This window comes from Candidatus Pelagibacter sp. FZCC0015 (genome assembly GCF_007833635.1).
Lineage (GTDB): Bacteria > Pseudomonadota > Alphaproteobacteria > Pelagibacterales > Pelagibacteraceae > Pelagibacter.
In genome coordinates this window covers 1,097,287-1,119,697 of sequence record NZ_CP031125.1, presented here as the reverse complement: position 1 = coordinate 1,119,697, position 22,411 = coordinate 1,097,287, and the positions used below count along the sequence as shown (strand labels likewise).

The window sequence follows — 22,411 nt, the reverse complement described above, 5'->3', positions numbered from 1 at the left end:
TATTTGTTCTTATGCTAACAAAAAAACAAAAAAACCTACTTTTATTTATCAACAAGAAGTTGAGAAGTTCAGGTGTATCTCCTTCTTATGAGGAGATGAAACAATCTCTTAATTTAAAATCTAAATCAGGAATTCACAGATTAATTAGTGCTTTAGAGGAAAGAGGTTTTATTAAAAGATTAGCTCACAAAGCAAGAGCTTTGGAGGTAATTAAATTACCAGAAACAGCTTCTGCAAATGATATTTATAATAGCTTTTCACCAAGTGTAATTAAAGGTGGTTTAGATGAAGAACAAACTACTTCTGACGAAGTAGAAGTGCCAGTACTTGGAAAAATTGCTGCAGGAACACCTGTTGAAGCTATACAAAATGAAGTTTCTAGAATTCCTCTACCAAATAATTTAGAAAAAAATGGTGATTACTTTGGATTAAAAGTTCAAGGTGACTCTATGATAGATGCGGGCATTCATGAGGGTGATACTGTTATTATTAAAAGAACTGATACTGCTGATAACGGTAAAATTGTCGTTGCTTTAATAGATGAGCATGAGGCAATGTTAAAAAGAATTCGAAAAAAAGGTAAAGTTGTAGCCCTTGAAAGTGCTAATAGAAACTATGAAACTAAGATTTTTGGTCCTGATAGAGTAAAAGTTCAAGGAGTTTTAGTATCTTTATATAGAAACTTCTAAAAAAATAGTCTAAACAACATTGATGTCTAAAGTAGCAACACGTTTTGCGCCTTCCCCTACTGGAGCTCTTCATATTGGTGGGGTTAGAACTGCATTATTTAATTGGTTGTTCTCTAAAAATCAAAAAGGAACTTTTCACCTAAGAATAGAAGATACTGATAAAGAAAGATCCAAAGAGGAACACAAAATACAAATTATTAAATCATTAAAGTGGATAGGCATTGAGCATGATGGTGATGAATATATTCAGTCGCAAAAAATAGAAGATCACATTAAAATTGCTAATGAATTATTACAAAAAGGTAATGCATATAAATGTTACTGCTCTGCTGAAGAGATAGAGGAGCAAAAAAAAAGAGCTAGGCAAAAAAAGATGCCATATATTTATAATAGAAAATGGCGAGATGCCGATGAAAAAGAAGCTCCTAAAGACATTAAACCTGTAATTAGATTTAAAAGCAAAATAGAAGGAAATTCTAAACTTAAAGATCTAGTTCAAGGAGATGTTGAGATTGTAAATAATACAATAGAAGACTTTATAATTTTAAGAAATGATGGAACACCAACTTACAACTTATCTGCAACTGTTGACGATCATCAAATGGGAATGACTCACATAATCAGAGGAGATGATCATAAAATAAATACTTTTAAACAAATACAAATATATCAAGCAATGGGTTGGGATGTTCCTGAATTTGCTCACATTCCATTAATTCATACAATTGAAGGTAAAAAACTGTCAAAAAGAGATAATGCCTCGACTTTGGATGATTACTCGAAAATAGGTATAATGCCTGATGCATTAAGAAATTATTTACTTAGACTTGGATGGTCATATCAAGACAAAGAAATATTTACTCTGAATGAGAGCATTGAATACTTTAATTTAGAAGGTATTGGCAAATCACCATCAAAACTAGATATGAGTAGAATATTATCAATGAATGAGCACTATATAAAAACAATCAACGAAAACGATCTTTATCAAAACCTATTTGAGTATTGCAAAATTTATAAAAAAGAAATTAAAAAGGACAAGGAAACGAAAATTAAATCCTCATTATCTTTTTTGAAAAATAAGGCCAAAACCTTGGAAGACATATATAATAATTCAAAGTTTATTATCAATGATGAAGTTAACTTCAATGAGGATGATTTTAAATTGATTGATGATAAAGCAAAAAAAATAATTTCTGAATTTATTAAAAAATTATCATCTATATCAAATATAAATAAAGAGGATTTAGAGCCTGTAGTAAATAATTTGATTAAAACAAATAATACAAATTTTAAAGGTGTTGGTCAGCCTATACGGATTGCTTTGACAGGATCAAAATTTGGTCCTGGTTTATATGATATGGTTATAGCTCTTGGCAAAGAGGAGGTATTAAAGAGGCTAGGTAAGGTAATTTATTAAAACTAAACAAGCCTCTTCAGAAGAAGAAGTTTTAGATCTAATTCCTTCTAATGTTTTTGAACAATCAGATAATTGTTTTTTTATAAGGTCAGGGTTTTTTAAAAGATAAATTACAGATTTATAGATTTCATCAGCATTGCATTCATTTTGTAACAATTCAGGAATAACCTCACGATTATTGATAATATTAATTATATTTGCAAATTTAACATTAACTAACATTTTAAATATCATAAAATTTATAAAACTGAGTTTATAAATAATTATAGAAGGTATATTTGAGCTAGAAATTTGCAGTGAAACTGTGCCAGATTTAGATACAGCAAAAACTGAATTAGATAAAATTTTAGATTTAATACTTTCGTCTGAAACCACATCTACATTTTCAATATTAAATTTTTTAATTTCAGACAAAATTAAATTTTTATTTTCATCGGTTGCGTGAAAGTAGAAATAAAAATCATTGTGTCTTTTGTTCATTAGTTTTATAAAATCAATTAAAATATTTAATAATGCGTCTGTTTCTGATTTTCTACTTCCAGGGAAAATTGATATAATTTTTTTATCTTTAGGAATTATATTTTCAATAATTTTTTTATTATCTTGATTATTCTCAATTAACGGGTGTCCTACAAAAGTATTTTTAATATTTTCTTCATCAAAATATTTTTTTTCAAAGTCAAATAAAAGAAGAATATGATCAATATATTTTTTAATTTTTTTAACTCTATTTTTTCTCCATATCCAAACTTGAGGAGCTACATAGTGAATTATTTTAATGTTATTATTAATTTTTTTTACTCTTTCGGCTACTCGCATAGTAAAATCAGGGCTGTCAACGGAAAACAGTATATCAGGATTAAATTTAATAATTTCATTAACAGTTTGATTAATTTTATTTCTGATTTTAAATATATTGAGTAAAATACTGGTAAAACCTAGATAAGTTATTTCACTTAAATTAAAAATAGTACTGATTCCTAGTTTTTTTAAGTGATTTCCACCTACAGATAAATATTCAATATCGGGATTTTGAGATTTTAACTTTGCAATAACTGTTGAAGCTAATTTGTCTCCAGAAGGTTCACCAGTTAGTATAAATATTTTTTTCATATAATATTAATAAAAATCTTGTTTTTATTAGCAAATTTAATGCATTCAATTTTATCTAAAAAAATATTTTTTTTAGATTGTAAAACAACACCTCGTAATCCATATTTTTTAATATCAATAAAAGTCTCTAGTCCAATTGTTGGTAGATCCATTCTTAAATCTTGTTTCTTTTTTGGTAGTTTTATTAAAATTCCATCTGAATTTTTCTTTAATTTTGATAGCATTTTTTTTGTTCCCTCTCTTCCCTCTTTAGCTAAAATTTTACCTTCTTTAACAACTAGGGCCTGGACATGGTCTAAACTTTTTGTTTTATTAAAATAAGCTTTGGCTTTTTTTATAGAAATAAGGTCTTGTTTATTGGGTTTTAGTTTAGTGAAATTTCCTTTTTTTAATGAAAGCTCAGGATTAAAAAATATCGAGCTAATAACTCTAATTTCTTCATTTTTTAAGATTTTTATTATTGATTTGATTATAGCAGCATCGCCTATTTTAGCTGCTCTAATTACACTTGGCATATAATAAATTCCCTTTAAATCTAATCTTAAAGAAGAAAAATTAGGCTTAGAAATCTTTCCTGCAAACAAAACTTTTTTGCATTTTTTTTTTTTAATTAAGTTAATAATTGATCCAAATTTTCCAATACTAATTCTGAAAGAATTTTCATCTTTTTGAAATTTATTATTTTTTGAAAAGTCAATTATAAAATATTTTTTTTTTAATCTCTTTATTTTACTGAGAACTATATCTGAGAAATCAGTGTCACCTAAAAATAAGCCTATCATCTTATTTTGAAAACGGAGTACAAATTGGTCTTTTCTTATCCTTTTCTATAAAATTAATGACTTCTACAACTAATTCATTATTCTTAAATTCCTTGGATAAGTTACTTAAATTCTCTGTTAAATTTTCATTTTTAAAAATCTCTTTATAAGCTTCATTGAGTAATATTATGTCTTTATTTGGTATATTTTTTCTTCTCAAACCAATTAAATTTAATCCTTTTAAAACACTTCTGTTTCCATGTGCTATACCATAAGGAATAATATCTCTTACCACACCGCACATACCGCCAATCATTGCTGATTTACCTACTCGCGTAAATTGCTGAACAGCTGAATTACCACCTATAATAGCTCCATCATCTATAAATGCATGGCCTCCTAATGGCACATTGTTAGCTAGAATAACATTATTACCAACAAAACAATCATGAGCTATGTGTGCTGAAACCATGAATAAGCAATTATCTCCAACTTTTGTTAACCCTCCACCTCCTTTTGTACCTGGATTAATAGTAACATATTCTCTAATTTTATTATTATTACCAATCACTAATTTTGTTTCTTCACCTTGGAATTTTAAATCCTGTGGATCATTCCCTATTGAGGCAAATGGATAAATTTTATTATTTTTTCCAATTTTTGTATTACCTGTAATATTAACATGTGAATAAATTTCTGTTTTTTCATCTATTTCAACATTTGGACCTACAACTGAATAAGGGCCAATTTTTACATTTTTAGAAATTTTAGCATTCGCGTCAACTATAGCTGTTTTATGAATCATTTATTTTCCCTTAAAAATTCTCTAATATTTTTTGCTGGATACCCCATTACCTTAGTATTGTCAGGAACATCTCTAATTACACCTGAGCCTCCACCGATTTCAACATTATTACCAATTTTTAGATGCCCAGATATTCCTGCTTGACCACCAATTTTAACATTATCACCAATTATCGAGCTTCCAGCTATACCTACTTGTCCTGCAATAATTGAATTTTCACCAATTTTAACATTATGTGCAATATGTATCTGATTATCTAAATAAGTATTTCTACCAATGACTGTATTTGACATCGAACCCCTATCTATAGTGGCACCACATCCTATTTCACAATTTTCATTAATTAAAACTATACCTATATGAGGATATCGCACATTTTTTTCTTTAGATGGAAAAAAACCAAAACCATGTTTACCGATTACACAATTGTCTAAAATTTTTACATTATTTTTTAATATAGCATTCCTAATAATATTATTAGATCCAATAGAACAATCATCTCCAATGATTACATTTTTTTCTATTATTGTGTTATGTCCAATCTTACAATTATTGCCAATTGAAACATTTTTTCCAATTAAAATATTCGTACCAAATTTAACCTTATCCTTAAATTCAGTTTTATCTGAATATATAGCTTTATCATCAAAATCATCGTTTACCGCATCAGGGTAAAAAATAGATGTAATTTTTGATATTGAAACCAAAACATTATCAACAACTATAGCCTTACAAGTTAGTGGTAATTCATTTTTAAGTGCTTGAGTAGTTAAACAAAATGAGGCTTTAGTATTTTTTGCGATATCTTTGTACTTTTTAGAGTGAAAAAAGGTTAAATCATACTGTGTTGAACTTAACAAATCCTTAATATCTTGTATTTCACAATCTTCATTTAAAATATTAGTATTAAGTTTTAAATGTTTAATTATTTGAGAAATTTTTAACGGTCCATAATTTTTAAAGAATGGGTTTAGCATAATTGCTTTTATCAAAGCAATTTTAAATAAGTTATCAATAATTATTGCTATTTATTTCTTGTCAACAATAGTTGCTGACCATATAGCATCAGCCATTTTTTTTTCGTCAACAAAAGCCTCACCTTTGTATTTCCAAACTCTACCATGAGACCTTATAGCTTCTATTTTAAGCACAAGTTTACAGTCTGGTATAACTGGATTTCTAAATCTAGCTTTTTCAACACCCATTAAAAAAACTAATTTATCTTCATATGTTGATCTATCCAATCCATGAGCTGTAAGTGCTGCAGCGGCTTGACCAAATGACTCAACTATTAATACACCAGGCATAACTGGATTGTCAGGAAAATGTCCTTGAACAAAAAAACTATCTTTTTTTACATTCACAATAGCTGTTGCTGAAGATAATTTTTGAATATCATAAAGCTCATCAATTAAAAGCATAGGCTCACGATGAGGCAACAAATCACGTATCTGGTTTTTATTTAATTTTGTTATCATTAGTTTATTTTATTTAATTCATTAATTATAATTTTAGTTAAATCAGAATTAACATCTCCTATATAGATATTTTTTCTATCAAAAAGAATTTCTATTGAATTTTCTTTCATATAATCTTGAACGATTGGATTTATTTTATTCATAAGTTTATCTAATTCTGAATTTTTAAATTTAGTAAATTGTGATACTAACAAATTTTTTTCTTCATTATATTTATTAATTTTATTTTTAAGTAATCCAATTTCTTTATTTAATTCATCAGTTGATAGTATATTTTTTTTTTTATTTAATTCTAATTCTAAATTTTTTAATTCTTCTTGTTTTTTATTAAGATTATCTAAATTTTTCTTATTTAATTCATCTATTTCTTTAAGAACCTCTCTTCCTAAATTAGAATTTTTTACTATATAATCTAAATCAATGAATGCAACTTTTTCTCCACTATTTGAATATGAAGTTAGATAAAAAAAAAATAAAATTAAATGAAAAAAAAAAAATTTTTTTTTCATTAAAAAGTTGTTCCTATATTAAATCTAAATGTTTCCTCAATATCACTACTATCTTTTGTTATTGCTTCACTAAAAGTAAAACTCATAGGTCCAATAACAGTAAACCAATCAATACCAAAACCTATTGAGCTTCTTAATTTATCACCATTGCCGAGCGTTGAATCATAATCTACCCCCCAAACATTAGCTGCATCAAAAAAAATTGCTGCATCTAAATTTTGAATATTTGGAAAAATAAATGGTACATTAGAACTTAAATTTAGTGCAGTTACATAATTTCCACCAATAAAATCATCACCATCTTTTGGTCCAATTTTTCCTTTTTCAAATCCTCTCAATCTAGAATACGGAACTATAAGTCTTTCAGTTAACTTTACATCATCACCAGTTATTGAATTTGCACTTTTTAACAGAATAGATAAACTTGATATATTATTTTCATAAAGTTCTGTGTAAAATTTATAGTCATAAGTATTAGTCAAAGTATTATTGTCACTTATAACTGGAATATCTAAGCTATAGAACGATCTAAATCCATCGCTAGGTTTAAATTTTTGATTTCTCTTATCATAATCAAAATTTATTTTGATAAACGTATCCCAATAATTTCCAGCTTGACTTTTTTGCCTAGCAGAAGCGGTGGAATCTGTTTCAATTTTTTCAAAAAAGGATCTCGTAGATAAACCTAACCTAAAATCTTCTAAGTATTCAAATCCAGTTCCTAACTCAAAACCGGTTTTATTGGTCTTGTAACCATAATTTTTCATTTGATCTATTTCTAATGCTTGAATATTTGCAAAGACAGATTTATTAGAGTTGTTAAAATTTGGATTTGTAACTGCAAATTTTCCTTTAAATGTTTCCTCAGTAAGTGTACCATTAGCTTCAACTCTTAGTCCTTTGCCTAAATAATTATTTTCTTTTACACCTGCAGTGATAGTAGCGCCGTCAGTACCCGCTCCTGCACCAGCAAATATTTCACCAGTAGGTTTTTCTTCTATAAATATATTTATAACTTTAGAGTCTTTAGTTTTACCTTCCGCTACTTCTGTTTTAACAGTTCTAAAAAAATTTAAGCTTTTTATATTATTTTCAGATTTTTTTCTCAATATTTCGTTATAAGGATCTCCCTCATCCAAATTTAATCTATTTCTAATTACGCTTTCTCTTGTAACATTGTTTCCAAATATATTTATCTTTTCTACGAAATACTTTTCGGTCTCTTTAATTACAAAATTTAAATCAAGCTTATTGTCAATTAAATCTTCTTCTACTTCAGCATTTATTGATTTAAATTCCTCATTTAAAGTAATTAGATCAATTTTATCTAGTATTTTTTCAACTAAATTTATTGAATAAGGTTCGCCTTTTATATTTAAAAAAAGTTTTTCCAAATTTGCATATCCACTTCTTTGAAAATCTGCAGGTAAAGAAATCATTAGATTGTTAAAAAAAATTTTCTCACCAGCGTTAATATTAAAAGTTAGTTCGAATTCATCATCCTTAACTAATTTAGCAAAAGAGGAATTTATTTCCACATTGTAAAATCCTTTATTTAAAAAAAAATTTTTTAATAATCTTTTATCTAGTGATATAGTTTCTTGATTTAGATATTTTCTGCCAGAAATAAATTTCCATGGTTTATATTCTTCACTAATAATTACACTTTTTAATTTATTTTCTTTAAAAATTTTGTTGCCTAAAAAATTAATTTTTTTAATTTTTCCTTTATTACCTAATTCAATTTCATATATTAAATTAACCATATTATTATCTAAAGTTTCTGAAAACATTTGAACTTCAGCAAAATAATACCCTTTACTTCTTAATAATGAGATAATTGATTGCTTTTCTTGATTTATTAAATAATTATTTAATGATGATCTAGGTTTAAGTATTAAGTTTTTTTTAACTAATTCTAAATTTTTTTTAGCTTTTATACCTTTTATTTCTACATTTTGAATTATAGGATATTCAACAACATTAATATTTAAATTTTTATCCTCTATCTCAACTGTAACATTTTCAAAAAAGTTTGATTTATAAATATTCTTAAGTACAGAATTTAAATCAATTTCTAATAAATCGTCTCCTATATTTACCTCAGAAAACATTATTATGGTGTCGTCAGATACCCTTTCATTGCCATTAATGATTATATTCTCAATATTTTTTGCATATGAAACGTTGCTAATGCCAATAAAAAAAATTAAAATAAAAATTTTATAGATTGTATTCATATATACAGACATGGATTTATATACTTAAACTTTTTAATTTTAAACGTACATAATTACTTAATTCAATTATATCTTGAATTTTTTTAGGTTTTATACTTTTATATTTTTGAAATTCTTTAATTTTAAGAAATTTTAGAAGCAATATAGGGATTTGATAAAATTTAATTTTTTTATTTAAAAATAAGTTAACAAAAAAATCATTTGACACAACAAGAATAGTTTCAAATAAAGATGAATTTAATGGTAATAGATTTAAAATTTCAATCATGGGAAATTTTTTTTTATTTATAGTTTCTAGCTCCAAATTATTTAATTTTTTTATATCAATTATTTGAGAATTAATTTTTTGATTCATTTTATGATATAATGTATTAAAAATAGGTATTCTCATTGATGTTTCATGAGCAAGAATTTTGATAATTCCATTTTTAAATTTTATCATTGCATGAACGTAAGATATTGGGTGGACTAAAATAGAAATTCTCTTATATGGTATATTAAAAATATTTTTTGTTTCAATGACTTCAAAAACTTTATTCATCATGGTAGCAGAATCAATAGAAATTTTTTTTCCCATTTTCCAATTTGGATGTTTAAGAGCCTGATGAATTTTAACTTTTTTAATTTCATTATATTTTGTTTTTAGAAATGGCCCGCCAGAGGCAGTTATATAAATTTTTTCTACTTCTGTAAAATATTTTAAGTTTAAAATTTCCCATATAGAATAATGCTCAGAGTCTACTGGTAAAAATGTTGTTTTATTTTTGATAAGTTCATTTTTGATTAAGTTCCATCCACATATAATTGCCTCTTTATTAGCTACAGCAATACTTTTTGTAAACTTAATAATTTTAATTGTTGGAAGTAAACCATCCAAACCTACAATTGATGACATGGTATAATCAATCTTTTTATTTAAAATTTTATCAAGATTATTAAAATTTTTATAAATATTAATATTTTTATTTTTATTTAATTTTTTTAATTTTAAATAACAATTAAAATCAGTTATGATTATATTTTTTACTTTAAAATTTTTTGCTTGAGATAAAAGTAATTTATAATTTTTATTTGCTGTAAGCAGTTTAATTTCAAAATTTTTTTTATCTTTTTGAATTATTTTTAATAAAGTTCTACCTATAGATCCAGTTGAACCAAGTATTGCAATTTTTTTTTTCATTATATTAAATATGAAAGTAACAAATATGAAATTGGTATTGCAAAAATAATTCCATCAAGTCTATCCAATAAACCGCCGTGTCCTGGTAATAAATTTCCAGTGTCTTTAACTTTTTCTAATCTTTTAAAATAAGAAATAATCAAATCACCAACTTGACTTGTAAAAGAAATAATTATAACGAATAAAAAATAAATTTTACTTAGATTCATGTCTGTCCACATAGATAAATTCAAATATGTGCTAGTTCCTATAGCTGTATATTTTGAATAAACTAAAGCTGCAACTAAAGATAAAACAAATCCACCGATAGCACCGGCATAGGTTTTTTTTGGACTTATTTTAATTAATTTAGGGCCTTTAAAAATTTTACCAAAAATATAGCCTCCAAGATCTGTAAAAATACAAATAATTAATACTAATAAAAATAATCCAACTGAAAAGTTTTCTCTTAAGAAATATGCTAAGAGAAATGAAAAAAAAAGATAACATATTCCGGCAATTTTAATAAAATCTACTTTATTCATTTTAACCCATTCATAAGAAGTAGCCAGAAAAGAAAGGATTAGAAATAATACAAAAGATAATTTTTCTTGAAAAATAAAAAAAATTGATATCGGAATTAAGATTAACGAACTTAATATTCTTTTTTGTAATTCTTTAGATATCATATTTTACCAAAATTTCGTTTTATACTCTTATATTCCTTAATTATTCTATTATAGTCTTTTTCATTAAAAGCTGGCCATAATTTTTTTTCAAAAAAAATTTCTGCATAAGCTAGTTGCCACAATAAAAAATTACTTAATCTTTTCGTATTGCCTGTTCTAATTAATAAATCTGGATCAGGTATATTTTTTGTTTGTAAATTTTTAGCCACATTTTTTTCACTTATAATGTTTTTTCTCAACTTAATTTTTTTAAATGCACTTATCAGTTCAGATTTAGATCCATAATTTAATGCAAGATTAATTTGTAATTTATTGTTTTTTGATGTTTTTTTTTCTGATTTATTAAGTAGTTTGTTTAGTTTAGGAGAGAACTTTTTGGACCCCAATATTTTTAATTTAATATTTTGTTTATGAAGTTCGTTAATTTTGTTTGATAAAAAATTTTCTAATAAATTAAATAGATAATTGATTTCTTTTTTAGGTCTTTTCCAATTTTCAGTTGAAAAAGCAAATAGAGTTAAAAATTTAATTTTATTTTTAATTGTTTCTTTAATTATTTTTTCAACAGTATTTAATCCAGCTTTATGTCCTGCATTTCTTGAATTTTTATATTTTATACCCCATCTTCCATTACCATCCATGATAATGGCTACATGATTTAAAGGGTTCATATTGTCATTATTTCTTTTTCTTTTGAAGAAACTTTTTCATCAACTGATTTGATATGGTCATCTGTAATTGTTTGGACTTTTTTTTCATGAGATTTTTCCTCATCCTCACCTATATCTTTAGATTTGAGAAGTTTTTTTAAATCTTCATTGGCTTCTCTTCGGATATTTCTTATTGAAACTTTACACTTTTCTCCAATTGATTTTATTAATTTTTTAAGCTCTGTTCTTCTTTCTTCATTTAGTTCAGGAACAGGCAATCTTATTAACTGTCCATCAATTTGAGGATTTAATCCTAAATCAGATTTTTTTATAGCAGCGTCAACAAGTTGAACATTATTAATATCCCAGATTTGAATATTTATCATTCTTGGCTCTGGTATTGTTATGCTTCCTATTTGATTGATTGGCATCTGCTGACCATAAACATCAACTTTAACTAGATCTAACATTGATGCATTGGCTCTACCTGTTCTTAAAGAAGATAGTTCTTTTGAGAAAACCTCAATGGTTTTATCCATTTTAAGGCTGTATGATTTCTCATCAAACATTTATTCTCCAATCTTTATTCTGTAAAACTCTTTAATTTTTAAGTCAGGTATAGAAAGTTCTTTTAATACATCTTGTACCTTTTTCTTTGGTTCCATTACCCAAGCTTGTGTTAAAAGTGCATTTTCCTCTTTAAATTTGTTCATTTTACCTAAGCTTATTTTTTTTGCAATATCATCTGGTTTTCCAGAATTTTTTAGCTCTTCTTTAACTAATTCTTGTTCTTTATCAATAATTGATTGATCTATTGAGTTAGACTCTAATGCTAATGGATTTGATGCAGCAATATGCATTGATAATTGTTTACTAAAATTTTTAACAACCTCTGAAGTATCTTTTGTGTCTAATGAAACCATAACTGCTAATTTTGCTACATTGTCTTTTACAACTGTATGAAGATAATGATTATTTATTCCATCAGAATTTTGAATTGTTTTTGATTTACCGATTGTAATTTTTTCACCAATTTTTGCAATTAAGGCAACTAAATTATCATCAACTGTTTGACCATTTTTCATTTTTGCAATTTTTAGTTCTTCAATATTTGAATTATTTATATGATTCAAATCGCTTAATTCTTTAACAAAAGATATAAAATCATCATTTTTTGCAACAAAATCTGTTTCACAATTTACTTCTATTACTGAGGTTTTTGTATCATCTCCACTAATTACAACAACTCCTTCCTTAGCATCTCTAGACATTTTTTTTGAGGCTTTTGAAATACCCTTAACTCTTAAAATTTCAATTGCTTTATCTAAGTCACCGTTTGACTCTTTAATAGCTAAGTTACAATCTTTAAAACCTGCTCCAGTTGCTTCCCTAAGTTTTTTTACTTTTTCTAAGTCACTCATTAATTAAGTTTCTCCTTATCTTCTTTAGAAAATTTTTTCTCTAGTTTCTCTCTATCTAATTCCTGTATAGTTTTTGTTTTATCCTGATTTTTTGTATCTTTAGTATTATCCTTTTTTGACTCAACAGTTGGTGCAGAACTTTTAGCACTAATAATTGTCTCTTTTATTAAATTACAATAAAGATCGATAGCTCTTCTTGCATCATCATTTCCTGGAATTGGATATTCAATATTATCTGGATTTGAGTTACTATCTAAAATAGCTATAATTGGAATTCCTAATTTAGCTGACTCAGCAATAGCTAGAGACTCATAATTTGTGTCTATTATGAATACTAAATCAGGAACTTTTTTCATTTCTGCTATTCCACCTAAAGATCTTTGAAGCTTATCTTTTTTAACACTCATTTTTAAAAGCTCTTTTTTGGTAAAACCTCTATTTTCTGCTGTTAAATCATTTTCCAATTTCTTTAATTTTTTAATTGAATTTGAAATTGTTCCCCAATTAGTTAGCATGCCTCCTAGCCATCTATAATTAACAAAATACTGATCAGTTTCTTTTGCTACTTCAGCAATAGCCTCGGATGCTTGTTTTTTTGTTGATACAAATAAAATTTTTCCATTATTTGCGATAGTTTCATAAACTTTTTCTAAAGCTACTTTGGTTAACTCAAGTGTTTGGGTCAAATCTATAATGTGAATTGAGTCTCTTTTTCCAAAGATGTATTTTTTCATCTTTGGGTTCCATCTCAAAGTTTTATGTCCAAGATGAACACCTGCTTCTAATAATTGTTGTATTGTTACGTTAGGTATTTTCATATTTATTCCCGGTTAAGCCACCACAGTAATTTCCAATTAAGGACCGGAGGTATAAAACCAACAACTGTGTGCGTGTTAATTTAATTTATGGATTATTTACAAATATTTACCTTATTTAACAAGTGATTATTTAGTTAATTATTGCCTGAATTTCTTCATTTCTTAGGAGATTTAGAGCTTTTCTGTCTAATTTACGTGTATTTTTTAATCTAAATTTAAGAACATTATCTTTAGTAATTAAATCAATATTTACAACAGTTTTGCCTTTATCACTTAAAACTGTAGATATTTTTTCAATCTGTTTTTTAGAATTTAGCTTAAATGAAACCTCGTTAATAGGACTATTAAATAAATCTTTAAGTGAAGCTATTTTTTGGACATTAATTCTAGTCAACCTATTTTCATCATTAGAAATGTTTTTAAATAATGTCAAAATAAGAGAGGTGCCTTCTTTTAAAATTTCTCTATTTAACTCTAAAACATCTGAGAAAATAAATAGTTCGAATATGCTAGATAAGTCAGTTAATTTTAAAACTGCATAAGAATTTCCTTTAGCAGTTTTTCTTTCTTGAACCTTTAACAATGTTGCAGCTATGTTAGAGTCTTTTAAATCTTCTTTTGAAATAAAACTTGAATAATCTGTTATTTTATAATCATTAAAAATTTCTGTAAATTGATTTAATGGATGGTCTGAAATAAAGAAACCTACTGCCTCAAATTCTTTTGATAATCTTTCCTCAAATTTCCAATCATCAGTTTTAATTAAAATATCATCCTGAGAACTTTCGTCCTCTGAGAATAAATCAATTTGATTAACAGATTTATTATCAAATATATTTTTATTTTTAGCTATCATAGCTGGAATTGAGTCATACAACGCATGTCTATTTGTGCTAAATTTATCAAAAGCACCTGCTTTAACTAAACCTTCTAATTGAAGTTTATTTATATCCTTTGGATTTACTCTATTTAAAAAATCATGAATTGACACAAATTTTCCATTTAAAATTCTTTCTTTGACTATATTTGATATTGCCTCATAACCCACAGCTTTAATGCCTCCTAAAGCATAATAAAATTTATTACCAATTGTTCTAAAATCAGCAAAACATTCGTTTATATCTGGACGGATAACTTCAACATTTAGTCTTTTTAACTCTTCATAAAACTCACTTAATTTATTTTGATTAGATATATCCATGGTCATTGATGCTGCAATGAACTCTTTTGGATAATATGTTTTTAAAAATGCAGTTTGGTAAGAAATAATTGCATAAGCTGCAGCATGACTTTTATTAAAGCCATATTCAGCAAATGGTTCTATTTTTAAAAAAATTCCTGCAGCAACATCTTTTGCTATTCCATTTTTAACAGCTCCAGCAATAAATCCTTGTTTCTGTTTTTCAAGTTCTGCTCTTTTCTTTTTACCCATTGCTCTCCTCAAAAGATCAGCTTGTCCTGCTGTAAATCCTGATAATTTTTGTGCAATTTGCATTACTTGTTCTTGATAAATAATTACTCCATAAGTCGGTTTTAAAATATCTTCTAGAAGTGGGTGCAAGTAATCAGGTTTTTGGTTTCCATGTTTGCAATCATTATAAGTTGGAATATTGCTCATTGGTCCAGGTCTATAGAGTGCAACTAATGCAATAATATCTTCAATATGATTTGGCTTCATTTGTGTTAGAGCTTCTCTCATACCAGCACTTTCTATTTGGAATAAACCAACTGTTTTACCTGTAGACATTAGATTAAAAACTTTTTGATCATCGTAACTAATTTTTTCTATATCAAAATCTTTAATTTTTTTTCTTACAAGTTTTTGTGTGTTATTAATTACTGTGAGCGTTTTTAAGCCTAAAAAATCAAATTTTACTAAACCAGCATTTTCAGCTGAATACATATCAAATTGTGTGGATGGTAATAATAAATCTGCAGAAACATCTTTATACAATGGTACGACTTCAGTGAGTTTTTTATCTGCTATTACTACTCCAGCGGCATGTGTGGCAACATTTCTATTTAGACCTTCTAATTTTAGAGAGAGATCAGTAAGTTTTTTTACCCTTGGATCATCATTTATGATTTTTTGTAATCGTGGTTCTCCTGCAATGCACTGAGTTAAATTTTGTGGTCTAGATGGATCAAAAGGTATCATCTTAGATATGCTGTCAACAAATCCATATGCTAATCCCAAAACTCTTCCAACGTCTCTTATTACCATTCGTGCTTTTAATTTACCAAATGTTATAATGTGAGCTACACAGTCTTTATATTTTGTAGTTAGATACTCAAAAACTTGATCTCTTTTATCCTCGCAAAAATCTATATCAAAGTCTGGCATTGAAATTCTATCTGGATTTAAAAATCTTTCAAAAATAAGATTAAATTTTATTGGATCGACGTCTGTAATTGATAAACACCAAGCTACTAAGGAGCCAGCACCTGAGCCTCTTCCAGGACCTACAGGGATATCATTATTTTTAGCCCATTTAATATAGTCAGCAACTATGAGAAAATAACTAGAATATTTCATTTCTGTAATAATAGAAAGTTCGTGATTAAGTCTGTTCTTATATTCTCTATAAGAATTGTTATTTTCTAAATCCTCATCAATTAAATTAAAGATCTTATTGAATTTGACTTTTAATCCATCTATGGAATCTTTTTTTAAAATTTCATCTGCATTTCCATCTTTATCACTACTAATATTAGGCAATATTGGTTCAGAAAATAACGGTCTATAACTACATCTTAGTGGAAAATTATAATTATTTTCTAAAGCTTCAGGTAAATCAGCAAATAATTCGGACATCTCTGAGTTAGTTTTTAAATAATGTTGGTCAGTAAATCTTAATCTGTTTTTTTCATTTACATATGTCTTGTTACCAATACAAATTAAAGCATCATGAGCTTCATGCATTTCTTTATCTATATAAAAAACTTCATTAGTTGCAATAATAGGTATTTTCAAATCTAAGGATTTTTTTAAATTAAATTTTTCAAATCCAATTTCATTTTGATCATTATGTCTTTGAATCTCTAAGTAAAATCTGTCATCAAAAGCATTTTTAATTTTATTATAAAGCTCATCAATTTCACTAAACTTTCCTTTATCAAATAATTTACCAAATAAACCAAAAACAGTTCCTGAAAATACAGCTACACCTTTGGAATTGCTTAATAATAATTCAAAATCTACATGTGGATCTGACAATTCATCGTTTTCCAAATACGATAAAGATGAAAGTTCTATTATATTTTTATATCCAGCTTCATTTAAAGCAAACAAAGGGAGTAAACCTGTTGTTTCTCCGATTTTAAAATTAATTTGAGTTCCGATAACTGGTTGAGTACCAGATTTTGAGATCTTTTCAGCAAATTCTAGTGCACCACATAAATTTGAGGTATCACATAAACCTAACGATTTAATTTTATTTTTCTTAGAATATTCTTGCAAATCATCAATTCTAGCAGCTCCTTCGCAAATTGAATATTGGGTATGAATTTTTAAATGATTAAAATTTTGTGAGACAGATTCAGACATTAGACGATTTTATACTACCATCTCTCATCTCCAATAGATAATCTGCTTTTTTTGCAAAAAATCTATTATGAGTTGCAAATATAATTATCCTGTCTGATCTTTTTTGATTGTTTAAAAGTTTAAAAATAACTTTAGCCGTATTCATGTCTAAACTACCAGTTGGTTCATCAGCTAAAATAATTTGAGGATCATTAATAATTGCTCTTGCTATTGCAACTCTTTGAGCTTCACCTCCAGAAAGTTGCGAGGGAAAATGATTTAATCTGTTTGAAAGTCCAATTTTTTTTAATAATTTTTCTGCCTTAGATAATGCTAATTTTTTATCATTATTAAGAGATAAAGATGCAAAATAAACATTTTCCAATGCTGTAAAATCAGAAAGAAGATTATTTTCTTGGTAAACAATACCTATTCTTTTAGATCTAAACAAATCATTTTTTTCATTTTGACTAAAATTTATCTCATGATTATCAAACTTAATGGTACCAGATGTTGGTTTATCAATTAATGAAATTAGATTAAGTAAAGTTGATTTTCCAGATCCAGAGGGTCCCATTATTGAGTAAGTTTTACCTAACCTAAATTTTCTAGATAGACCTCTTAATACATTAATTTTTTTCTCAGTAGTAAAACTTTTTTGTAAATTAATTAATTCTAAAAAATTATTCATACTTCAGTGATTTAATAGGATCCATATTTGCAGCTTTAAGCGCTGGAAATATAGAAACTACTATTGTTATTAATATTGAACAGGTTGTTATAATTGCTATAGATTTAATATTTATTTCTGAGGGCATCTTGCTTAAAAAATATATTTCTTCTGGAAATAAACTAATATTAAAAGTAGAGCTTAAAAATTGTCTAATGTTTTCTACATAAATTGAGAATGTTACACCTAACAGTGTTCCAAAGATTGTTGCTGATGTTCCTATTGATACCCCAACAAGAAAAAATATTTTTACAATTGATTTATTTAAAACTCCAATAGATTTTAAAATTGCAATATCTCGAGTTTTATTTTTAACTAAAATTGTTAATCCTGAAATTATATTAAAGGCAGCAACAATAATAATTAAAGATAAAATAATAAACATTACATTTCTCTCGACTTTAAGTGCTGAAAATAATGAACTATTCATATCAGCCCATGTATATACAAATGCTTCAGGGTATAATTTTATCAAATTTTCTTTATGATATTCAATATTTTTTGGATCTTTAAAATAATACTCGGTAAATCTATCATTTTTGTTTTTGTCAAAAAAATCTTCTAAAGTATTTAAATTTATATAAGCAATATTTTCATCATATTCTGATAATCCACTTTCAAATATTGAATTTATAAGAAATAAATTTTGCTTTGGTAAAGACCCAACTAATGTTTGAACACCTGATGGTGAGGTAATTGAAACCTCATCTCCAATATCAAGTCCTAAAATATTACTTAAATCTCGACCAATAGAAATTGTATTTTCATTTAAATTTTTAGAACCAAAAAAACTATCATTATTCGAAATTTCTAGATCTTTAAAATCATTTTCCAAATACCCTTTTAATAAAACTCCCTTTGTAACATTTTTATGAAAAATAACTGCTTCTCCGTCATTTGATAATATGCCTTTAGCAAAATCTTTGTCTGACATGAAAACAAGTGGTTTATCGTAAGGTTTGACGACTGCATGTGCATTAAAGCCAACTATCTTGTCAATTAAATCAGTTCTAAATCCATTCATGACAGACATTACAATTATAAGAACCGCAACTCCAAGACTTATTCCAATAAAAGAAAAAATAGATATAACATTCAAAAAGCCATCTTTTTTTCTGGCTTTTAAAAATCTAAAAGTAATTTCTTTTTCTAAAGTAGAAATCAAATTGAATTTTTTTGTTTAGTTATAATTTCAATAATTTTACTTAATGGTAAATTTTGAGTTTCACCACCGGTTTCCTTGAACTCTAATAAATCACCTTCACTTTTCTTACCAATAATAATTTGATATGGGGCACCAATTAAATTCATTTTTTTAATTTTTGATGAGAAATTCTCATCTGTATCATCAATGATTGCATCAATATTATTTTTAATTAATTCTAAATTGATATTATTTGCTTTATCTAAAGCTGAGGTGTCATTTTTATTTATCATAGGTATTAAAGCAATATCATAAGGAGCAACAGACAATGGCCATTTCATGATTTCATTTTTGTCATCATATTTTGCTTCAATTATAGCTCCTACTAGCCTTGATACACCAATTCCATAAGAGCCCATTTTAACAAAATCCTTTTTTCCTCCTGGCAAATCAACTGATGCTCCCATTGGTTTTGAATACTTATCACCAAAATAAAATATATGACCTACCTCGATACCTTTTGTAACCAATTGATTTTCCTTGGAAACAATTTTTTCAAACTCTTCTTTATTAAACTTTTCATCAGTTACAGCATAAAACTGTTCATATTTTTTTCTCATACTTTCCAATGATGCCTTTTCTAGTTGAGTATCATCACTATCAAGATCGAATATTCTTTTATCTGTGAAAATTTTACTTTCACCTGTATCTGCAAGAATAATAAATTCATGAGATAAATTTCCACCGATAGGTCCTGTGTCAGCAGCCATTGGTATTGCTGTCAAAGATAATCTTTTAAAAGTTCTCAAATATGAAAGAAAGAATTTATTATAAGAATAAAAAGCTTCTTCATCTGATACATCAAATGAGTAGGCGTCTTTCATATAAAACTCTCTACCACGCATAATTCCAAATCTAGGTCTAATTTCATCTCTGAACTTCCATTGAATATGATACATAAGTTGTGGGAGTGATTTATAAGATTTTATTGAAGATCTAAAAATTTCAGTAACTTGCTCCTCATTAGTAGGTCCATATAACATTTCTCTATTTTGACGATCGGTTATTCTTAACATCTCTTCACCATAATCGTCATAACGACCACTTTCTTTCCAAATTTCGCTGGATTGAATAGTTGGCATTAATATTTCTTGAGCTCCAATTTTGTTTTGTTCTTGTCTGACAATGTCTTCTATTTTTTTCATTACCTTAAAACCTAAAGGTAACCATGAATAAATTCCTGCAGAGGCTTGCTTAATCATGCCCACTCTCAACATCAATTGATGAGATTTAATTTTTGCTTCTGAAGGATTATTTTTTAATATTGGTATAAATGAATTTGATAAAAGCATCTTAATTAATCATATTTCTTAAATTTAAATATTCAAATTTAATTAATAAGTAAATTATTATGAAAATGACAGTAGTAATTCCAGTGCAATAAAGGAATTTTTTCAACATTTTTGGATTTTCAGGTGAGCCTGGATCCTCACCATCAATTTTTACAGTCTTTGTTCGATTCACATCAATTGGTAAAATACCAAAAAAAACTATCCACCATATAATTATATAGATAATAGCTAAGCCCGTTGCACTCATTAAATTCTAACTAAATTTATATTGGTAAAAGGTTTTTTTCCTGTTCTCTCCTTAGAAAATTTTCTACAGGCTATTTTTAATGCATCAATAAGATTATGCTCTTGCTGTTTACTTCCAATTTTAAAAGTTCTAGAAGTTTTCTCTATTTCCTCTTCTAATCCATAAACAAAATCGTCTCGATCATCTACAGGTAAACCACGAAATGAAAGTATAGGGTTATTATGAATATTTCCTTTAGGTGTAATCATTATTGTTACCTCAAGATATCCATTAGCACTTAAATTTTTCCGATCTTTTATTGATTGTGAGTCTGGATCAACGCTTACAGTACCATCCAAATAAAGTCTGCCACTCGGGGCCTTGTCATATACTTCAGGTTTTTCACCTGGATATAACTTAACAATATCACCATTTTCGACTTGAACTGGATGTGGCACTTGCATTTCTTTTGCAAAATTAATGTGTTCTATCATGTGCCTATGTTCGCCGTGTACAGGTATTACACATCTAGGTTTTACCCATTGATACATCTCCTTAAGATCTTCTCTATTTGGATGCCCAGAAACATGAACAAATTCGGTTTCTTCAGATATTACTTCTATTCCATCCTTAACAAGTTGATTATGAAGTTTATAAAGTTTTTTTTCATTACCAGGTATGATTTTTGAAGAAAAAATGACAGCATCGCCTTTTTCAATAAAAACATCTGGATGAACATAGCTAGAAATTCTCATCATTGCACCCATTGGTTCTCCCTGGCTTCCAGTACATAAATACACGATTTTTTCTCTTGAAAAATTTTTTGTTTCTCTTGGATCAATTGGCTCAATTGTATTTTTTAAATATCCACATTGGCGTGCAGCTTTATAAATACGATGCATTGATCTTCCAACTAAAGAGATTTGTCTTCCTGTTTGTTCTGCACAATAAAAAGCTGTCTCCATTCTGGCTACGTTAGAAGCAAATGATGTTATGATAATTCTTTTTTTTAATCGAGACATAACTTTTAACATATTTTTTCTTACATCTAACTCTGAACCTGATCTACCAGCGCTAAAAACATTTGTTGAGTCACAAATCATTGCTAGCACACCTTCTTCACCAATTTCCTTTAATCTTTTTTCGTTTATATTGTCTCCAATCAAAGGGTTTGGATCTACCTTCCAATCTCCGGTATGCAAAATAACTCCTGCAGGAGTTTTTATTCTAAGTCCGTTTGGTTCTAATATAGAATGTGTTAAAGTAATGTATTCAATTTCAAATGGATCCAGAGAAATCTTTCCATTTAACTCAACAATCTGCAAATCATTAGTTATATCGATTTGTTTTTCTCTAAATTTTTCTCGAATTAATACAGCTGTAAAAGGAGTTGCAAAAATTTTACATTGTAATTTTGGCCATAGATGAGCAATTGCACCAATGTGATCCTCGTGTGCATGTGTTAAAACTATTCCTAATAAATTATCTTTTCTTTCTACTATAAACCCAGGATCTGGATAAATTAAATCAACACCTGGAATAGTATCATCTGCAAATGTTACCCCTATGTCGACCATAATCCATTTATGATCACTAGGCTTTCCATAGCCGAACAAATTCATGTTCATGCCTATTTCACCTGATCCGCCTAAGGGACAAAATAATAATTCATCTTTCATGT

At 27.1% G+C, this 22,411-nt stretch carries 21 protein-coding genes; 2 read left to right on the top strand and 19 right to left on the bottom strand.

The genetic code is table 11. The features are described 5' to 3' along the window. Nucleotides 1-11 precede the first annotated feature (11 nt). Nucleotides 12-689, top strand: a complete 678-nt coding sequence (lexA, locus tag DT059_RS05890) for a transcriptional repressor LexA (protein WP_145597559.1) — start codon at nucleotides 12-14, stop codon at nucleotides 687-689. A 22-nt stretch (nucleotides 690-711) separates the two neighbouring features. Then, nucleotides 712-2,109, top strand: a complete 1,398-nt coding sequence (gltX, locus tag DT059_RS05885) for a glutamate--tRNA ligase (RefSeq protein ID WP_145597556.1) — start codon at nucleotides 712-714, stop codon at nucleotides 2,107-2,109. On the opposite strand, the gene lpxB is transcribed toward gltX, so the two are convergent. The 19 genes from lpxB to DT059_RS05790 all read right to left on the bottom strand — a co-directional run bounded on the left by lpxB (nucleotide 2,089) and on the right by DT059_RS05790 (nucleotide 22,409). Beyond that, nucleotides 2,089-3,222: a lipid-A-disaccharide synthase gene (gene lpxB, locus DT059_RS05880; RefSeq protein ID WP_145597554.1), complete on the bottom strand. Its 1,134-nt coding sequence runs from the start codon at nucleotides 3,220-3,222 to the stop codon at nucleotides 2,089-2,091. The genes gltX and lpxB overlap by 21 nt on opposite strands. After that, nucleotides 3,219-4,004, bottom strand: a complete 786-nt coding sequence (lpxI, locus tag DT059_RS05875) for a UDP-2,3-diacylglucosamine diphosphatase LpxI domain-containing protein (protein WP_145597552.1) — start codon at nucleotides 4,002-4,004, stop codon at nucleotides 3,219-3,221. The genes lpxB and lpxI overlap by 4 nt, the downstream gene beginning before the upstream one ends. Nucleotide 4,005: 1 nt before the next feature. Further along, nucleotides 4,006-4,788, bottom strand: a complete 783-nt coding sequence (lpxA, locus tag DT059_RS05870) for an acyl-ACP--UDP-N-acetylglucosamine O-acyltransferase (RefSeq protein WP_145597550.1) — start codon at nucleotides 4,786-4,788, stop codon at nucleotides 4,006-4,008. Next, nucleotides 4,785-5,765: a UDP-3-O-(3-hydroxymyristoyl)glucosamine N-acyltransferase gene (gene lpxD / locus DT059_RS05865; RefSeq protein ID WP_145597548.1), complete on the bottom strand. Its 981-nt coding sequence runs from the start codon at nucleotides 5,763-5,765 to the stop codon at nucleotides 4,785-4,787. Before lpxD ends, lpxA begins: the two co-directional genes overlap by 4 nt. A gap of 51 nt (nucleotides 5,766-5,816) precedes the next feature. Beyond that, nucleotides 5,817-6,266, bottom strand: coding sequence for a 3-hydroxyacyl-ACP dehydratase FabZ (fabZ, locus tag DT059_RS05860; RefSeq protein ID WP_145597546.1), 450 nt, complete (start codon nucleotides 6,264-6,266; stop codon nucleotides 5,817-5,819). Continuing rightward, nucleotides 6,266-6,775, bottom strand: a complete 510-nt coding sequence (locus DT059_RS05855; protein WP_145597544.1) for an OmpH family outer membrane protein — start codon at nucleotides 6,773-6,775, stop codon at nucleotides 6,266-6,268. Before DT059_RS05855 ends, fabZ begins: the two co-directional genes overlap by 1 nt. Continuing rightward, complete coding sequence (gene bamA / locus DT059_RS05850) at nucleotides 6,775-9,015, bottom strand: outer membrane protein assembly factor BamA (RefSeq protein WP_205713268.1); 2,241 nt, start codon at nucleotides 9,013-9,015, stop codon at nucleotides 6,775-6,777. Before bamA ends, DT059_RS05855 begins: the two co-directional genes overlap by 1 nt. 16 nt (nucleotides 9,016-9,031) lie before the next feature. Next, a complete protein-coding gene (locus DT059_RS05845) occupies nucleotides 9,032-10,195 on the bottom strand; it encodes a 1-deoxy-D-xylulose-5-phosphate reductoisomerase (protein WP_145597542.1) in 1,164 nt (387 codons plus the stop codon). Continuing rightward, on the bottom strand, nucleotides 10,195-10,719 hold the full coding sequence (locus DT059_RS05840) for a phosphatidate cytidylyltransferase (protein ID WP_168189265.1): 525 nt from the start codon (nucleotides 10,717-10,719) through the stop codon (nucleotides 10,195-10,197). Before DT059_RS05840 ends, DT059_RS05845 begins: the two co-directional genes overlap by 1 nt. A 140-nt stretch (nucleotides 10,720-10,859) precedes the next feature. Further along, complete coding sequence (gene uppS, locus DT059_RS05835; RefSeq protein WP_145597538.1) at nucleotides 10,860-11,534, bottom strand: polyprenyl diphosphate synthase; 675 nt, start codon at nucleotides 11,532-11,534, stop codon at nucleotides 10,860-10,862. Continuing rightward, a complete protein-coding gene (gene frr, locus DT059_RS05830; RefSeq protein WP_145597536.1) occupies nucleotides 11,531-12,082 on the bottom strand; it encodes a ribosome recycling factor in 552 nt (183 codons plus the stop codon). Before frr ends, uppS begins: the two co-directional genes overlap by 4 nt. Further along, nucleotides 12,083-12,934 (bottom strand): translation elongation factor Ts, encoded by an 852-nt coding sequence (gene tsf, locus DT059_RS05825; RefSeq protein WP_145597534.1) that lies wholly within the window; start codon nucleotides 12,932-12,934, stop codon nucleotides 12,083-12,085. Then, nucleotides 12,934-13,752, bottom strand: a complete 819-nt coding sequence (gene rpsB / locus DT059_RS05820; protein WP_145597533.1) for a 30S ribosomal protein S2 — start codon at nucleotides 13,750-13,752, stop codon at nucleotides 12,934-12,936. The genes tsf and rpsB overlap by 1 nt, the downstream gene beginning before the upstream one ends. 130 nt (nucleotides 13,753-13,882) lie before the next feature. Continuing rightward, a complete protein-coding gene (gene dnaE, locus DT059_RS05815) occupies nucleotides 13,883-17,299 on the bottom strand; it encodes a DNA polymerase III subunit alpha (RefSeq protein WP_145597531.1) in 3,417 nt (1,138 codons plus the stop codon). After that, on the bottom strand, nucleotides 17,292-17,969 hold the full coding sequence (locus tag DT059_RS05810; RefSeq protein WP_145597529.1) for an ABC transporter ATP-binding protein: 678 nt from the start codon (nucleotides 17,967-17,969) through the stop codon (nucleotides 17,292-17,294). The genes dnaE and DT059_RS05810 overlap by 8 nt, the downstream gene beginning before the upstream one ends. Further along, nucleotides 17,962-19,173, bottom strand: a complete 1,212-nt coding sequence (locus DT059_RS05805) for an FtsX-like permease family protein (RefSeq protein WP_145597527.1) — start codon at nucleotides 19,171-19,173, stop codon at nucleotides 17,962-17,964. Before DT059_RS05805 ends, DT059_RS05810 begins: the two co-directional genes overlap by 8 nt. Further along, complete coding sequence (gene proS / locus DT059_RS05800; RefSeq protein ID WP_145597525.1) at nucleotides 19,170-20,504, bottom strand: proline--tRNA ligase; 1,335 nt, start codon at nucleotides 20,502-20,504, stop codon at nucleotides 19,170-19,172. The genes DT059_RS05805 and proS overlap by 4 nt, the downstream gene beginning before the upstream one ends. A gap of 1 nt (nucleotide 20,505) precedes the next feature. Then, nucleotides 20,506-20,751, bottom strand: coding sequence for a DUF1467 family protein (locus tag DT059_RS05795; RefSeq protein ID WP_145597522.1), 246 nt, complete (start codon nucleotides 20,749-20,751; stop codon nucleotides 20,506-20,508). Next, the gene (locus DT059_RS05790) at nucleotides 20,751-22,409 is read right to left on the bottom strand and encodes a ribonuclease J (RefSeq protein WP_145597520.1); all 1,659 of its coding nucleotides are present in this window, start codon (nucleotides 22,407-22,409) and stop codon (nucleotides 20,751-20,753) included. The genes DT059_RS05795 and DT059_RS05790 overlap by 1 nt, the downstream gene beginning before the upstream one ends. Nucleotides 22,410-22,411 lie beyond the last annotated feature (2 nt).

Excerpts from the sequence above, each read along its gene's own strand:
- rpsB (WP_145597533.1), bottom strand. The coding sequence starts at position 13,752 with ATGAAAATACCTAACGTAACAATACAACAATTATTAGAAGCAGGTGTT.
- lpxA (WP_145597550.1), bottom strand. The coding sequence starts at position 4,788 with ATGATTCATAAAACAGCTATAGTTGACGCGAATGCTAAAATTTCTAAA.
- dnaE (WP_145597531.1), bottom strand. The coding sequence starts at position 17,299 with ATGTCTGAATCTGTCTCACAAAATTTTAATCATTTAAAAATTCATACC.
- DT059_RS05855 (WP_145597544.1), bottom strand. The coding sequence starts at position 6,775 with ATGAAAAAAAAATTTTTTTTTTTTCATTTAATTTTATTTTTTTTTTAT.
- DT059_RS05795 (WP_145597522.1), bottom strand. The coding sequence starts at position 20,751 with ATGAGTGCAACGGGCTTAGCTATTATCTATATAATTATATGGTGGATA.
- frr (WP_145597536.1), bottom strand. The coding sequence starts at position 12,082 with ATGTTTGATGAGAAATCATACAGCCTTAAAATGGATAAAACCATTGAG.
- bamA (WP_205713268.1), bottom strand. The coding sequence starts at position 9,015 with ATGAATACAATCTATAAAATTTTTATTTTAATTTTTTTTATTGGCATT.
- tsf (WP_145597534.1), bottom strand. The coding sequence starts at position 12,934 with ATGAGTGACTTAGAAAAAGTAAAAAAACTTAGGGAAGCAACTGGAGCA.
- lpxD (WP_145597548.1), bottom strand. The coding sequence starts at position 5,765 with ATGCTAAACCCATTCTTTAAAAATTATGGACCGTTAAAAATTTCTCAA.
- gltX (WP_145597556.1), top strand. The coding sequence starts at position 712 with ATGTCTAAAGTAGCAACACGTTTTGCGCCTTCCCCTACTGGAGCTCTT.
- fabZ (WP_145597546.1), bottom strand. The coding sequence starts at position 6,266 with ATGATAACAAAATTAAATAAAAACCAGATACGTGATTTGTTGCCTCAT.
- DT059_RS05810 (WP_145597529.1), bottom strand. The coding sequence starts at position 17,969 with ATGAATAATTTTTTAGAATTAATTAATTTACAAAAAAGTTTTACTACT.
- DT059_RS05845 (WP_145597542.1), bottom strand. The coding sequence starts at position 10,195 with ATGAAAAAAAAAATTGCAATACTTGGTTCAACTGGATCTATAGGTAGA.
- proS (WP_145597525.1), bottom strand. The coding sequence starts at position 20,504 with ATGCTTTTATCAAATTCATTTATACCAATATTAAAAAATAATCCTTCA.
- lpxI (WP_145597552.1), bottom strand. The coding sequence starts at position 4,004 with ATGATAGGCTTATTTTTAGGTGACACTGATTTCTCAGATATAGTTCTC.
- lexA (WP_145597559.1), top strand. The coding sequence starts at position 12 with ATGCTAACAAAAAAACAAAAAAACCTACTTTTATTTATCAACAAGAAG.
- lpxB (WP_145597554.1), bottom strand. The coding sequence starts at position 3,222 with ATGAAAAAAATATTTATACTAACTGGTGAACCTTCTGGAGACAAATTA.
- DT059_RS05840 (WP_168189265.1), bottom strand. The coding sequence starts at position 10,719 with ATGAATAAAGTAGATTTTATTAAAATTGCCGGAATATGTTATCTTTTT.
- DT059_RS05790 (WP_145597520.1), bottom strand. The coding sequence starts at position 22,409 with ATGAAAGATGAATTATTATTTTGTCCCTTAGGCGGATCAGGTGAAATA.
- uppS (WP_145597538.1), bottom strand. The coding sequence starts at position 11,534 with ATGAACCCTTTAAATCATGTAGCCATTATCATGGATGGTAATGGAAGA.